Origin of the sequence: Acinetobacter sp. LMB-5 (assembly GCF_001541635.1) — a bacterium.
GTDB lineage: Bacteria > Pseudomonadota > Gammaproteobacteria > Pseudomonadales > Moraxellaceae > Acinetobacter > Acinetobacter pittii.
In genome coordinates this window covers 51,279-65,117 of sequence record NZ_LRDR01000004.1, presented here as the reverse complement: position 1 = coordinate 65,117, position 13,839 = coordinate 51,279, and the positions used below count along the sequence as shown (strand labels likewise).

14 protein-coding genes and 3 tRNA genes are annotated in these 13,839 nt (G+C 41.6%); 7 read left to right on the top strand and 10 right to left on the bottom strand.

Features of this window, described 5'->3' with window-relative positions:
- The first annotated feature begins 1 nt into the window (after window position 1).
- The 3 genes from AW165_RS05570 to AW165_RS05560 are packed head-to-tail and all read left to right on the top strand — an operon-like array spanning window position 2 to window position 1,217.
- A complete protein-coding gene (locus AW165_RS05570; RefSeq protein WP_014208230.1) occupies window positions 2-529 on the top strand; it encodes a Na+/H+ antiporter subunit E in 528 nt (175 codons plus the stop codon).
- The gene (locus AW165_RS05565; protein WP_005065886.1) at window positions 526-801 is read left to right on the top strand and encodes a monovalent cation/H+ antiporter subunit F; all 276 of its coding nucleotides are present in this window, start codon (window positions 526-528) and stop codon (window positions 799-801) included. The genes AW165_RS05570 and AW165_RS05565 overlap by 4 nt, the downstream gene beginning before the upstream one ends.
- A gap of 11 nt (window positions 802-812) precedes the next feature.
- Window positions 813-1,217, top strand: coding sequence for a Na+/H+ antiporter subunit G (locus tag AW165_RS05560; RefSeq protein ID WP_060465188.1), 405 nt, complete (start codon window positions 813-815; stop codon window positions 1,215-1,217).
- Between the two features lie 56 nt (window positions 1,218-1,273).
- Here the strand turns inward: AW165_RS05560 and AW165_RS05555 are convergent, their stop codons facing one another.
- From AW165_RS05555 to tpiA, 9 genes are all read right to left on the bottom strand, one after another.
- Window positions 1,274-1,675, bottom strand: a complete 402-nt coding sequence (locus AW165_RS05555; protein WP_002114836.1) for a ribosome-binding factor A — start codon at window positions 1,673-1,675, stop codon at window positions 1,274-1,276.
- A complete protein-coding gene (gene infB / locus AW165_RS05550; RefSeq protein WP_002114697.1) occupies window positions 1,675-4,374 on the bottom strand; it encodes a translation initiation factor IF-2 in 2,700 nt (899 codons plus the stop codon). The genes AW165_RS05555 and infB overlap by 1 nt, the downstream gene beginning before the upstream one ends.
- Window positions 4,375-4,384: 10 nt before the next feature.
- Entirely contained in the window at window positions 4,385-5,869 is a 1,485-nt protein-coding gene (gene nusA / locus AW165_RS05545; protein ID WP_002115134.1) for a transcription termination factor NusA, read from the bottom strand.
- Window positions 5,870-5,906: 37 nt separating this feature from the next.
- Complete coding sequence (gene rimP / locus AW165_RS05540) at window positions 5,907-6,431, bottom strand: ribosome maturation factor RimP (protein ID WP_002114922.1); 525 nt, start codon at window positions 6,429-6,431, stop codon at window positions 5,907-5,909.
- 215 nt (window positions 6,432-6,646) lie between these two features.
- Window positions 6,647-6,723, bottom strand: a tRNA-Met gene (locus AW165_RS05535).
- An 89-nt stretch (window positions 6,724-6,812) separates the two neighbouring features.
- Window positions 6,813-6,889 (bottom strand) — tRNA-Met (locus tag AW165_RS05530).
- Window positions 6,890-6,927: 38 nt separating this feature from the next.
- Window positions 6,928-7,012, bottom strand: a tRNA-Leu gene (locus AW165_RS05525).
- Window positions 7,013-7,068: 56 nt separating this feature from the next.
- Window positions 7,069-7,398, bottom strand: coding sequence for a preprotein translocase subunit SecG (gene secG, locus AW165_RS05520; RefSeq protein ID WP_002115012.1), 330 nt, complete (start codon window positions 7,396-7,398; stop codon window positions 7,069-7,071).
- Between the two features lie 12 nt (window positions 7,399-7,410).
- Window positions 7,411-8,205, bottom strand: a complete 795-nt coding sequence (gene tpiA, locus AW165_RS05515) for a triose-phosphate isomerase (RefSeq protein ID WP_017402589.1) — start codon at window positions 8,203-8,205, stop codon at window positions 7,411-7,413.
- 291 nt (window positions 8,206-8,496) lie between these two features.
- Between tpiA and pilB the strand changes: the two genes are divergently transcribed.
- From pilB to coaE, 4 genes are read left to right on the top strand one after another with little or no spacing between them, the layout of a single operon-like run.
- The gene (pilB, locus tag AW165_RS05510; protein ID WP_032038056.1) at window positions 8,497-10,209 is read left to right on the top strand and encodes a type IV-A pilus assembly ATPase PilB; all 1,713 of its coding nucleotides are present in this window, start codon (window positions 8,497-8,499) and stop codon (window positions 10,207-10,209) included.
- Window positions 10,210-10,235: 26 nt separating this feature from the next.
- Window positions 10,236-11,462, top strand: coding sequence for a type II secretion system F family protein (locus AW165_RS05505; protein WP_002114869.1), 1,227 nt, complete (start codon window positions 10,236-10,238; stop codon window positions 11,460-11,462).
- Window positions 11,462-12,322: a prepilin peptidase gene (locus tag AW165_RS05500; protein WP_060465187.1), complete on the top strand. Its 861-nt coding sequence runs from the start codon at window positions 11,462-11,464 to the stop codon at window positions 12,320-12,322. The genes AW165_RS05505 and AW165_RS05500 overlap by 1 nt, the downstream gene beginning before the upstream one ends.
- Before the next feature lies 1 nt (window position 12,323).
- Window positions 12,324-12,920 (top strand): dephospho-CoA kinase, encoded by a 597-nt coding sequence (gene coaE / locus AW165_RS05495; protein ID WP_060465186.1) that lies wholly within the window; start codon window positions 12,324-12,326, stop codon window positions 12,918-12,920.
- Here the strand turns inward: coaE and AW165_RS05490 are convergent.
- Window positions 12,917-13,831 (bottom strand): DMT family transporter, encoded by a 915-nt coding sequence (locus AW165_RS05490; RefSeq protein WP_014208224.1) that lies wholly within the window; start codon window positions 13,829-13,831, stop codon window positions 12,917-12,919. The genes coaE and AW165_RS05490 overlap by 4 nt on opposite strands.
- Window positions 13,832-13,839 lie beyond the last annotated feature (8 nt).

The window sequence follows — 13,839 nt, the reverse complement described above, 5'->3', positions numbered from 1 at the left end:
AATGCAGTTATCTCATTTGCTTGAACGCTGGTTTCCACATCCATTTGTTTCGGTTCTCATCGTTTTATTTTGGTTGATGCTGGCGCATAGTCTTGATGCGAGTGATCTTTTGACTGCGATGCTTTTGGGCTTAATCATCCCTCGTTTAGTCAAACCGTTTATTACCCGTACACCGCATATTCACTGGAAACCTGCGGTTAAACTATGTTTTGTGGTTCTTTGGGATATTATTATTTCTAACTTTAAGGTCGCAAAACTTGTTTTGGGACCTACTAAAAAATTACATCCTAAATGGTATCGTGTACCTTTAGAGACAGAACATGAGCAGGTCAACACCTTACTGGCAATGATCATTACCACAACACCAGGTACGGTTTCTGCGGGTATTGATCAGGAACGCGGGGATATTCTGGTTCACGCTTTAAGCACAGATAATACCGAATCTGATATTCAAGACATCAAAGAACGTTATGAAATTCCTCTTATGGAAATTTTTGATGTGAAAAGTAAAACGGAGGCAAGTGCATGACAATCCTACCCTATGCTCTAGGTATTAGCTTGATTGCCGTTACAATCTCGATGCTACTTTGCCTTTTCAGACTAGTTATGGGCCCATCAATTGTAGACCGCCTTTTAGCGCTCGATACACTTTTCCTCAATGCAACTTGCCTCATTGTTGTGTTAGGCATTTATTGGATGACGACTTCTCTATTTGAAGGAGCACTATTGGTTGCGATGTTAGGTTTCGTATCTACAGCCGCCTTAGCACGTTACTTCACAACCGGTCATGTTATCGATTAAGGAGAGGTCAAATGCAATTTACAATGGAAATTATTGTTTCGGTCTTTCTGGTTTTTGGCGCCTTCTTCATGTTAGTTGGCTCAATCGGTATGGTCCGTTTACCCGACTTATTCATGCGCTTACATGCGCCAACTAAGTCGAGTACGCTCGGCTTAGGAAGCTTTCTGATCGCTTCCATGATCTTTTTTGCTTTCCAAGGTCGCTTTGGTTTTGCCGAATTACTTATTACCCTTTTAGCTTTTATTACCGCGCCTGTTTCGGCTAATTTGATTGCACAAGCTGCGCTACATTTACGTTTACGCTCACTGAGTTGTGAAGTACCTGAAGCCATTGAACGCCCGCTCCCTTGGGACCGGTACAAAATTGGTCAACGCTTTTCACAAAACAAACCACCAATGGAACCTCCTAAAGAATAAGAAATTGAATCAATAAAAAAGCCACCCGAAGGTGGCTTTTTTATTTTGAGTTTTAATTACTCTTGGTCATCTGACTTACGTTCTGGCAAATCTTGTACCGCTTTTTCGATTAGACCAAACATATAGTTACCATATGCATTCGTCTTATCGTAATGGAAACGTAAGCGAGGCGTAATACGAGTCTTAATGCGACGGCTCAATTCATGACGCAAGAAACCAGAAGCTTTATTTAATACATCTAAAGTTTCTTTATTTGCTGCTTCACTTTGCTCATCGCCGAGTTCACGTCCCATAACAGTGACATAAACTTCAGCATAACCCATATCCGCACTAACTTTCACCGCAGAGATGGTCACTAGACCACCTAAGCGAGGATCTTTAAGCTCTTGACGGATTAGCTCAGACAACTCACGTTGTACTGAATCCGCCATGCGCTTTAAGCGTTGGCTACCCGCCATTAAAGACTCCGTTTAATCAATTGAACATCATACACTTCGATCTTATCTTGTGGTTTGATGTCTTTATAACCTTTCACCGCAAGGCCACATTCCATACCTGCACGAACTTCATCAACAACGTCTTTATAACGACGAAGAGATTCAAGCTCACCTTGGAAAATTACAACATCATCACGTAATACGCGAATCGGTTTATTACGATGTAATGTGCCTTCAAGTACCATACAGCCTGCTGCTGCACCAAACTTACTTGAGTGGAATACTTCACGTACTTCCGCAACACCCAAGATTGTTTCACGATGTTCAGGAGCAAGTTTACCGCTCATGGCATCTTTCACATCATCAATTAATTCATAAATGATGCTGTAGTAACGAATATCAATACCGTCTTGGTCACTTCGTTGACGAGCAGTCGTATCGGCACGGACGTTAAAGCCTAACAATACAGCTTCTGAAGATTCAGCAAGAATTACATCAGACTCAGTAATCGCACCAACACCTGAGCTAATTACACGAACTTTTACTTCGTCAGTAGATAATTCATGTAGAGCAGCATTCAATGCTTCTAAAGTACCACGTACGTCTGTTTTCAAAACAACGTTCACTGTAGGAACATCTTTTTTGCCCATTGACGACATGATATTTTCAAGACGCATAGCACTTTGACGATCAATACGTTTTTGACGCTCACGGTCAGCACGAGCATCGGCAACTTCACGCGCTTTCTTCTCGTCATTTACAACAAGAACTTCATCACCCGCCATTGGAGCATCTGGAAGACCCAGAATTTCTACTGGAATAGATGGTCCTGCTGATTTAATCGGCTTACCGTTTTCATCAGACATTGCACGGACACGACCATAAGATGAACCTGCAAGAACAAGGTCACCAATGTTTAATGTACCGTTTTGAACAAGAATCGAAGTTACTGCACCACGGCCTTTATCAACACGTGCTTCAATAACAACACCTTGCGCAGCACCTTCAGCAGATGCTTTTAATTCCATCAATTCTGATTGAATAAGAATTAAATCAAGGAGTTCATCAATACCTTGTCCGCTGTGTGCAGAAACTTTAGCAATCGGAACATCACCACCCCATTCTTCTGGAACGATTTGTTTCGTTGTTAATTCATTTAACACACGGTCTGGATCAGCAGATTCTTTATCCATTTTGTTGATTGCAACAATAATTGGAGTACCTGCTGCACGAGCATGGTCAATTGCTTCTGCAGTTTGTGGCATTACACCATCATCTGCAGCAACAACTAATACAACGATATCCGTTGCTTTAGCACCACGTGCACGCATTGAAGTAAATGCCGCATGTCCCGGTGTATCAAGGAATGTAATAATTCCTTTGTCTGTTTCAACGTGATATGCACCAATATGCTGAGTAATACCACCTGCTTCTCCAGCCGCCACTTTCGAACGACGGATACGGTCAAGCAATGATGTTTTACCATGGTCAACGTGACCCATAATGGTAACAACTGGCGGACGAGTTGTTTGCTCACCACGAGCTTCTTCAGCTGCTTCAAGCAAGTTATCTTCCGCTTGTGTATCAGAAACTAAAACAGGATTGTGGCCCATTTCTTCTACAACAAGTGCCGCTGTGTCTTGATCAATAGCTTGATCTTGATTAACCAATTCACCCATTTTCATAAGTGTTTTGATAACTTCACGTACTTTAATCGCCATTTTTTGAGCAAGATCGGCAACAACAATGCTTGAACCGATTTCTACATCATAAACTTGCTTTTTAACTGGCTTTTCAAATCCATGCTTATTCGCTTGGCTTGATTTTAAACCACGTTTGTTATGGTTAACAAAGCTTTGCTCTTCTTGACCACGACGACCACCTTTCTTCCCAGCACGTGGGTTAGTGGTTGCGCCACCGCGTTTAATTTCACGGTCTTCTTGCTTAAATGAATCTTCATAAGCTTGGCCAACTAGACCTGAAGCAAGTGGAGAATCATCAATCACACGAATTGTCGTAGTAGCATCGTCATTTGAATACTTAGACGCCATTTTGCGCATTTGTTCAAGTGTACGTTGCTGAGCTTCTTCAGCTGCTTTACGACGTGCAGCTTCTTCAGTTGCTTTTAACTGAGCTGACTGCTCTTCACGAGCTCTTTTCTGTTCTGGAGTTTCAGCTGGTTTTGGTGCAGGTTTTACTGTACCACCACCACGCTTTTTCACTACAACAGCAGCTTTTGGGGCTGTCTGTGCAGCACTATCTTGTTGATGAGCAGCACGCATAGCATCTAAAGTTGCTTTTGCTTTTTGCTCTGTTTGAAGACGCGCTTTTTGCTCGGCAGTTTCACGCGTTTGCTGTTCTACACGTGCTTTCGCTTCTGCTTCTGCACGTGCTTTAGCTTCTGCTGCAATTTGTTCAGGGTTTGGTTTAGCAAAAACCTGCTTTTTACGTACTTCTACGTTAATTGTTTTTGCTTTACCTGAAGTACTTGCAACTTTAGCGGTACTGGTTGTTTTACGTTTCAACGCAATTTTTCCTGTGTTACCACTTTCCTGACCATGAACTTTTTTCAAATGATTGACCAAAGTATCCTGTTGTTCAGTGGTAATAATGTCGTCTGCTGTACGTTGAGGCAAACCTGCTTCACGAGCCTGTTCTAGGAGCTTCTCAACAGGACGTCCTACACTGAGAGCTAACTCTTTAATCGACTTGTCCGTCATATTTCATCTCCTAGTTAAACCATGATTCGCGAGCTTTCATGATCAATTGACCTGCTTTTTCATGACCAAGTCCTTCAATATCAGAGATATCGTCAGTAGCTTGATCTGCCAAATCGTCGACAGTAATAATACCGCGAGCGGCAAGCGAGTAAGCGATCTCAGAAGTCATGCCTTCCATAGTGAGAAGGTCTGCGCTCGGTTCTTGAATATTTTCTTGCTGTTTCAAAGCATCAGTAAGGGCTGCTTCTTTTGCACGACTTTGCAATAACTCAACCAATTCAGCATCAAGCTCAATTTCGTCAAAAGTTTCAGCAGGAACATAAGCAATCTCTTCTAAAGAAGTGAAGCCCATTTCCACCAATGCCATTGCTAAATCTTCTTCAATATCGAGACGTGATACAAACATATCAAGATATTGCTGAGCTTCATTTTGCTGACGAGCACGATACTCTTCTTCAAGCATCATGTCGAGTTTGTAGCCAGTTAAATCAGAAGCTAAACGAACGTTTTGACCTTGAGAGCCAATCGCACGAGCTAATTGATCGCTGGTTGCAAAAATAATGTCGGCACTTCTTGCATCTTCATCAAGCACGATGCCTGAAACATCAGCTGGTTCTAATGCACTAGCAATGTATTGAGCCGGATCATCAGACCAGACCACTACATCAATACGCTCACCATTTAACTCTTGCTGTACAGCTTGAATACGCGTACCACGCATACCAATACATGCACCCACAGGGTCAATACGGTGATCATTTGTTTTCACTGCAATTTTAGCACGAACGCCCGGTTGACGTGCCGCTGCTTTAATTTCAATAATTTCTTCAGAAATTTCAGGAATTTCTTTTTTCATTAAAGCAATTAACATTTCAGGCTTAGCACGTGATAACAACAACTGAGCGCCACGACCTTCACGGTTAACATTATATAAAATAGCGTTTACACGTTGTTTTGGACGAAGAATTTCTTTTGGAATCATCTCTTCGCGTGCAAGATAAGCTTCTGCGTTGTCGCCTAAGTCGATAATGAAGCCATCTTTGGTTTGTTTTTTCACTTCACCGTAAATTAACTCACCAACTTTAGACTCGTATGCATCAGCAACTAAAGCACGCTCAGCTTCACGAATTTTTTGTACGATAACTTGTTTTGCAATTTGTGCAGCAATACGACCAAACTCAATAGATTCTACTTCGAGTTCACGCACGTCACCAATTGACCATTTAGCTGGATCAACGTCAGAAATTGCATCTTGGCAAGCTGGCATTTCGTGATCTTCATCTGCCACAACAGTCCATTGACGGAACGTACGGTAATCACCAGTTTTACGATCAATTTCTACACGAAGCTGAGCTTCTTCAGCATGCGTACCTTCGTAAAATCTTTTCTTCGTTGCAGCAACTAGAGCTTGTTCTAAAGCTTCGAAGATCGCTTCACGACTAACACCTTTTTCATTACTAACCGTTTCAACAACGGTAAGAATTTCGCGGCCCATAAGTCACCTACCGATTTCTTATAAAATTTAAATAAATTTAATCTTGATAGATCAAGTTTGCTTTATCGATATTGTTGCTGTCGATCACAAGCACATGCTTCCCATCAACTTCAACCTGAATTTCTTCATTTTCAAGGTCTACTGCGATAAGTTTTGCTTGAAATTTACGACGGTTTTCTACTGCTGCAATTAAACGCAAAGCAATTTGTTGTCCGATGTAGCCTTGTAACTGTTCTAGTTGAAAAAATGGACGGTCCCAACCTGGTGAAGAAACTTCTAATGAATACTCACCTGAGATTGGATCATGAACATCCAACATTGCGCCAACTTGTTGTGTTACACGCACACAATCTTGTACACCAATACCACGGCCTAGTTCTACTTCACCATCTTCATTAATTACAGGCTCAGCATCTTCACTTACCGCTTTATCGATATAAATACGCAATAATGAACGTTTACCTTGTGGGAGAAACTCGATCCCCCAAAGGTCGACACCACATGCTTCCACTGCAGGAACAATTAAGTCATGCAATGCTTGGGATTTATTTGATAATTTCATTTACTCTCGTCATTCTCGTGCGATTCAATCGGTTGTTTTAACCGACACAGACCTACTATAGTGAAGCATGACTATTTGACCAATTGATGTCGACACTACACGATAGCGATACGATAACCAATAAAAAAGGGCGTTAATCGCCCCTATTTAGCACAGAAAACAATAGTCCACTGTGCAAAAAGGCCCACCTGTCTGTGAGCCTCTTTTAAGAAACTTGGTAGCGGGAGCTGGATTTGAACCAACGACCTTCGGGTTATGAGCCCGACGAGCTACCAGACTGCTCCATCCCGCATCAACGTGCAAAAATTATATACAAATATCGAAAAAAGTCAATGTAAACTTATCCAATATTCGCTTGATTAAGTTGCACCTTAATCAAATTGGTAGCGGGAGCTGGATTTGAACCAACGACCTTCGGGTTATGAGCCCGACGAGCTACCAGACTGCTCCATCCCGCATCAAAAAACTGCTTGCACTCAACTTTCTGGTTCAAAGTTGGTGCGGAAGGGGGGACTTGAACCCCCACGCCCGAAGGCACTACCACCTCAAGGTAGCGTGTCTACCAATTCCACCACCACCGCAGCTTGTGGGACGCATTCTAGTCCTTCCCACTACAAAAGGAAAGCCCTATTTCGAATTATTGACTCGATTTTGGTGCATTTGGTGAAGTTTCAGGCGATGTCGTTTGAACAGGCGCTGTAGTTTGTACAGTTTTCAAACTATATGCATCAGTAGTCTGCTTTTTCGCAAAAACAGCTAGAGTTAAACTCGTCACAAAAAACAACGCTGTTAAGATAGCAGTAAGTCGAGTAAGGAAGTTACCTGAACCTGATGCACCGAATACAGTTGCTGCTCCGCCACCACCGAAAGAAGCACCGGCATCAGCACCTTTACCGTGTTGCACTAGAATTAAGGCAATCATCAGTACCGCTAAAATAATATGTACGATCAGTACAAAAGAGTGCATACCCTATCCTCGTTATTTACTTTGTGCAAAGGCTTGTACGATTTGATAAAAAGATGCTGCATTTAATGAAGCACCGCCTACCAACGCACCATTAATATCTGGACATGCCGCCAATTCGACCGCATTTTCAGCTTTTACACTACCGCCATATAAAATCGCAATGTCTGAACCCGCTGGGGTAATCTGACTTAAACCTTCACGAATCTTAGCATGCATTGCCTGTGCATCTTGTGGAGAAGCAGTTTTACCTGTCCCAATTGCCCAGATTGGCTCATAGGCAACTACAATTTGCTTTTGCCATTGCTCAGCAGTCACTACAGGAGCAATATCACAAATTTGTTGCAATACAACTTGCTCTGCCAAACCTTGTTCACGTTGTTCGAGGCTTTCACCAACACAATAAATGACAGTCAAGCCCGCATTTAATGCATTTTGGAGTTTAGCTTTCAAAATTTCAACGTTATCGCCAAAAATATCACGGCGCTCAGAATGCCCAACCAGTACAAAATTAATTTGGCTATCTTTTAATAATTCTGCGCTGACTTCGCCAGTATACGCACCCGTACCCGCTACACGTGATACATCTTGTGCAACTGTATATACTGTTCTTGCAGCATCTTGCAATTGTGTTTGTACCATTGCAAGCGCAATAGAAACCGGAGCAACCCCTACATGACAGCTTTCATCTGCAATTTGGTTTTGTTGCAATAGTTGTTTAAATTCTTCTATAAGTTGTTTGGCATTGGCACGCATTGGGTTCATTTTCCAGTTGCCAACTACCCAAGGCGTAATCGTCGAACCCGACATACGGCTCACCTTTCATCAAAAATGCAGCACATTCTACACGCATTTATACAAATTTCAGATACTTTTCTTTAACGGCTTTGCCCATATCTTTTCTACTAATTGAAAACAGTTATAAAACTTTATCGAGTCTAAAGAATCGTCTTTTAAAAATTAATGAATAAAAACTTCGACTAGTTCAAGCTTTGGCGAGTGGATCAAGACCAGAGCATCATTTTCTCAGGTAGTAATTTTAGATAACAAAAGTATAATTTTTTATATACCAATTATAAACATATGAGCACAGGTAGGCAGATGTCAGTCATACATACATCTCCAAAATTTTCGGGGTTTTTTCGACGATTAGTCGAAGAAAAACATGTGTCGGCAGCGACCATGCAAACAGCATTAGATGCAGCAAAGAGAGCTAAACGGGATACAGTTGCGTACCTGATTGAAGAGGTTCATCTCTCCCCTTCTTTATTAGCTGAAACAATTTCTATTGAATTTGCTGAACCATATTTTGATCTGGATGTTTACGATACAAGCCAAATTCCCAAGGATTTGGTCGATCAGAAACTGGTTTTAAAACATCGGGTCTTACCTCTCATACAAAGAGGACAGATTTTATATGTCGCGACCAGCAACCCGAGTAATATTGAAGCGATTGATGCCATTCGCTTTAATAGCAAGCTCATGGTTGAACCAGTCATTGTCGAGCACCATAAGCTTGAGAAAATTCTGGCGCAGCAATTTACCGAAGAAAGCAGCTTCGAATTTAGTGATGAAGAGTTTGATCTTGATGTAGACCTTGAAGCTCCACCCTCACAAGAGGATGAGGAAGAAACGCCTCAAGGTGATGAAGCACCTATTGTTAAATATATTAATAAATTACTCATCGATGCAATTCGTATGGGGGCTTCAGACTTACATTTTGAACCCTATGAGAAATCATATCGGGTCCGTTATCGAGTCGACGGCGTGTTACGTCAGATTGCAAATCCACCTTTGCAATTGGCTAACCGTTTGGCTTCACGTTTAAAAGTTATGTCTCAAATGGATATTTCCGAAAAGCGGGTACCTCAAGATGGCCGTATCAAGCTGAAGTTATCAAAAACTAAAGCAATCGATTTTCGTGTGAACTCACTTCCAACGTTGTTTGGTGAAAAACTGGTTCTGCGTATTCTCGATCCATCTAGCGCGATGCTCGGAATTGATGCTTTAGGATATGAAGAAGATCAGAAAGCTCTTTTTTTAGAAGCACTCGATAAACCACAAGGTATGCTTTTAATTACAGGTCCTACCGGTTCTGGTAAAACGGTATCTTTATATACTGGCTTAAATATTTTAAATACTGAAAGCTCTAATATTTCCACTGCCGAAGATCCAGTCGAAATCAACCTTGAAGGCATTAATCAGGTTAACGTTAACCCAAAAGTAGGTCTTACTTTTTCGGCCGCACTGAAATCATTTTTACGTCAAGACCCTGACATTATTATGGTCGGTGAGATTCGTGACTTAGAAACGGCTGAAATTGCGATTAAAGCTGCACAAACCGGTCACATGGTAATGTCCACACTGCATACCAATAGTGCGCCAGAAACACTTACTCGCCTACGTAATATGGGTGTTCCATCCTTTAATATCGCAACGTCTGTCAATCTGGTGATTGCTCAACGTTTGGCGCGTCGGTTATGCCCACAGTGTAAAACACCTGCCGACATTCCTAAACAGAGCCTATTAGAAATGGGCTTTACCGATCAAGATTTAACCCATCCCGATTTTCAAGTTTTTCAACCTGTAGGTTGTACTGAGTGTCGTGAAGGCTACAAAGGTCGAGTAGGTATTTACGAGGTGATGAAAGTTACACCTGAAATTTCCAAGATTATTATGGAAGATGGCAATGCTTTAGAAATCGCTGCTGCTTCTGAAAAACTGGGGTTTAATAATCTGCGTCGTTCAGGGTTAAAGAAAGTCATGCAAGGTGTAACTTCCTTACAAGAAGTTAACCGCGTGACCAGTGAATAAAAGACAATTTAAAATAAGGATAATTCATGACTGTCAAAAAGGCACAAATGATGCCGACTTTTGCTTATGAAGGGGTTGACCGTAAGGGCATAAAAATTAAGGGCGAACTTCCAGCTAAGAATATGGCCTTAGCCAAAGTCACCCTACGCAAACAAGGTGTAACTGTCCGTAATATTCGGGAAAAGCGTAAAAATATTCTTGAGGGTTTGTTCAAGAAGAAAGTATCAACGCTCGATATCACAATTTTTACTAGGCAACTTGCAACCATGATGAAAGCTGGTGTCCCACTGGTACAAGGCTTTGAAATTGTAGCGGAGGGTCTAGAAAACCCAGCCATGCGCGAGGTGGTACTCGGGATTAAAGGTGAAGTTGAAGGCGGTAGTACCTTTGCTTCAGCTTTAAGGAAGTATCCTCAACACTTCGATAACTTGTTTTGTTCTCTTGTAGAGTCTGGCGAACAATCTGGTGCGCTTGAAACCATGTTGGACCGTGTGGCAATTTACAAAGAAAAAAGTGAATTACTTAAGCAGAAAATTAAGAAGGCTATGAAATATCCAGCAACGGTTATTGTAGTTGCTGTGGTTGTTACCATTATTTTGATGGTTAAAGTAGTGCCTGTTTTCCAAGACCTGTTTTCTTCTTTTGGTGCAGATTTACCTGCATTTACCCAAATGGTCGTGAATATGTCGAAATGGATGCAGGAATACTGGTTCATTATGATTATTGTGATTGGAGCAGTGATTGCTGCCTTTCTGGAAGCCAAGAAGCGTAGTAAGAAATTTCGTGATGGTTTAGACAAACTCACCCTGAAACTACCTATCTTTGGTGATTTGGTTTATAAGGCGATTATTGCCCGTTATAGCCGTACTTTAGCCACTACGTTTGCGGCTGGTGTTCCACTCATTGATGCCCTTGAATCAACTGCTGGTGCAACCAACAATGTCATTTATGAAGAAGCCGTCATGAAAATTCGTGAAGATGTTGCTACTGGTCAACAACTCCAATTTGCAATGCGTGTTTCAAATCGTTTTCCATCTATGGCTATACAAATGGTCGCAATTGGTGAAGAATCTGGTGCGCTAGACAGCATGCTCGATAAAGTTGCTACTTATTATGAAAATGAAGTTGATAATGCCGTTGATGGTTTAACTTCAATGATGGAACCTTTAATCATGGCAATTTTAGGGGTGCTCGTAGGTGGTCTAGTGATTGCTATGTATCTTCCAATTTTCCAAATGGGCTCAGTCATATAATGCAAGAAATTATTGCTTATTTTATTCAAAACTTAACTGCACTTTATATTGCAGTCGCACTATTGAGCCTATGTATTGGTAGCTTTTTGAATGTGGTAATTTATCGCACCCCCAAAATGATGGAACAAGATTGGCAGCAGGAATGTCAAATGTTGCTTAATCCCGAACTACCCATCATTGAGCATGAAAAGCTGACATTAAGTAAACCTGCTTCATCATGTCCTGCATGTCAGCAACCGATCCGTTGGTATCAAAATATTCCAGTTATAAGCTGGTTAATGTTAAGAGGAAAATGTGGCCATTGCCAACATCCTATTAGCATGCGTTATCCAGCGATTGAATTACTCACGATGCTATGTTCATTAGTCATCGTCATGGTTTTTGGTCCAACCCTACAAATGCTTTGGGGGCTAGTGCTCACTTGGATTTTGATTGCTTTAACATTTATAGACTTTGATACTCAGCTACTACCTGACCGTTTCACCCTACCTTTGGCTGCGCTCGGCTTAGGTATTAATACCTTTAATATTTACACCTCGCCTAACTCAGCCATTTGGGGATATTTAATCGGCTTTTTATGTCTTTGGATTGTGTATTACTTATTTAAAGTGATTACAGGCAAAGAAGGTATGGGTTACGGCGACTTTAAATTGCTTGCCGCATTAGGCGCGTGGATGGGACCATTGATGCTGCCATTAATTGTGCTATTGTCATCTTTACTCGGTGCAATTATTGGCATCATTTTACTAAAATTACGTAATGATAATCAGCCCTTTGCGTTTGGGCCATATATTGCCATTGCGGGTTGGGTTGCCTTCTTATGGGGTGACCAAATTATGAAAATTTATCTGGGAGGTTAAGATGGCTTTTATTCTGGGAGTCACAGGTGGTATTGGCAGTGGGAAATCTGCTGCAACACAATGGTTTGAATCCCAAGGAATCCAAGTCGTCGATGCTGATATTGTTGCTCGCGAAGTGGTTGAAAAAGGCCGACCTACCCTCCAAAAAATCCAACAAACTTTTGGAGATTGGGTACTTCAACCCGACGGCAATCTAGATCGTCGTGCACTACGTGAATATATTTTTCAAAACCCTGAAGCAAGACAAACACTTGAGAAAATCACGCATCCAGCCATTCGCCAATCTATTATTCAGCAGCTACAAAACCCAAAAAGTCCTTATGTGATTTTAGTTTCACCCCTGCTTTTTGAAACCAACCAGCATGAATTGGTTAATCACACGCTATTAATTGATGCGAGTGAACAAACTCAAATTCAGCGTGCAAGCCAGCGAGATGGGCAAAACCAAGAACAAATCCAGAAAATTATTGCAGCACAAATGCCACGCGAGCGTAAACGTGAACTTGCCAATGACATTGTGTTTAATGACGGATTACTCGAACATTTATATCAGCAATTAGAGCCTTTACATCAAAGCTATTTGAAGCGCGCCAACTAATCCTGCTTATTTTGCTGCTGAATCTTTTGTGCCAAGCTATCTTGTCGAAACCAGCGCCAAGGTTGTAAGGCACCGATTCCCATTCCCACCAAGCCCACAACAATTGATGGACTTAATGACTCACCAAGTAAAGGTACAGCTAAAATGGCGGCAATAAACGGCGCCAAAGTAACAATACTTCCCGTTTTAAAAGCACCAAGTCTTTGGATAGCCGCAACATAGGTTAATGTCGCAATAATCACGACAAACACACCATGGAAAATACCTTGTATCGCTAGATGAACAGGACTGACTTCCATGAAATGTTTAGGTAAGAATAAAGCATAGATGGGTAAGTAAATAATTGCAGACCAAATCGCAACACTCGCCATAGAGTGCCATGCGGAAAGTTTCCACTGTTTAAGTAATACAGTGAAAATGCCCCACCAAATCGCACTAATAAAAAGAAGTAAATCCCCCACGCCAAAAGCAGAAGCATTACCTCGCAACATCAACACACTCATGAGAGCCAAGGCAGTGATCATAATTGCCAGACTCACCCATGTATGCTTATCAAATGGTTGTCTAAATAAAATGTATGCTGCAATTGCAGTACAAATTGGGATACAACCATTTAAAAAAATGGCAGCATGTGCAGCGGGAGCATAGAGAAATGCGGTGTAGACGGTAAGACAATAAATGACTCCGCCAATGAGCGCCAAAATAACAGCGTGCTTACTCCATAAAAAAGCGAGATCTTTCTTATAGATCAAAATCGGCATCAAAATCAGGAAGGCGATAGCAAAGCGCAGTGCAGCGATGTCCCAAGCACTGATGTGCCACTGTGCATTTAAACGGGCAAAAAGTGTAAACCCGCCCCAAATGCACATGGTCACCAATACAAAAAAATAACCTTGCTTACGGGGAGACATATCAAGAC

Excerpts from the sequence above, each read along its gene's own strand:
- AW165_RS05570 (WP_014208230.1), top strand. The coding sequence starts at position 2 with ATGCAGTTATCTCATTTGCTTGAACGCTGGTTTCCACATCCATTTGTT.
- AW165_RS05565 (WP_005065886.1), top strand. The coding sequence starts at position 526 with ATGACAATCCTACCCTATGCTCTAGGTATTAGCTTGATTGCCGTTACA.
- AW165_RS05560 (WP_060465188.1), top strand. The coding sequence starts at position 813 with ATGCAATTTACAATGGAAATTATTGTTTCGGTCTTTCTGGTTTTTGGC.
- AW165_RS05555 (WP_002114836.1), bottom strand. The coding sequence starts at position 1,675 with ATGGCGGGTAGCCAACGCTTAAAGCGCATGGCGGATTCAGTACAACGT.
- infB (WP_002114697.1), bottom strand. The coding sequence starts at position 4,374 with ATGACGGACAAGTCGATTAAAGAGTTAGCTCTCAGTGTAGGACGTCCT.
- nusA (WP_002115134.1), bottom strand. The coding sequence starts at position 5,869 with ATGGGCCGCGAAATTCTTACCGTTGTTGAAACGGTTAGTAATGAAAAA.
- rimP (WP_002114922.1), bottom strand. The coding sequence starts at position 6,431 with ATGAAATTATCAAATAAATCCCAAGCATTGCATGACTTAATTGTTCCT.
- secG (WP_002115012.1), bottom strand. The coding sequence starts at position 7,398 with ATGCACTCTTTTGTACTGATCGTACATATTATTTTAGCGGTACTGATG.
- tpiA (WP_017402589.1), bottom strand. The coding sequence starts at position 8,205 with ATGTCGGGTTCGACGATTACGCCTTGGGTAGTTGGCAACTGGAAAATG.
- pilB (WP_032038056.1), top strand. The coding sequence starts at position 8,497 with ATGTCAGTCATACATACATCTCCAAAATTTTCGGGGTTTTTTCGACGA.
- AW165_RS05505 (WP_002114869.1), top strand. The coding sequence starts at position 10,236 with ATGACTGTCAAAAAGGCACAAATGATGCCGACTTTTGCTTATGAAGGG.
- AW165_RS05500 (WP_060465187.1), top strand. The coding sequence starts at position 11,462 with ATGCAAGAAATTATTGCTTATTTTATTCAAAACTTAACTGCACTTTAT.
- coaE (WP_060465186.1), top strand. The coding sequence starts at position 12,324 with ATGGCTTTTATTCTGGGAGTCACAGGTGGTATTGGCAGTGGGAAATCT.
- AW165_RS05490 (WP_014208224.1), bottom strand. The coding sequence starts at position 13,831 with ATGTCTCCCCGTAAGCAAGGTTATTTTTTTGTATTGGTGACCATGTGC.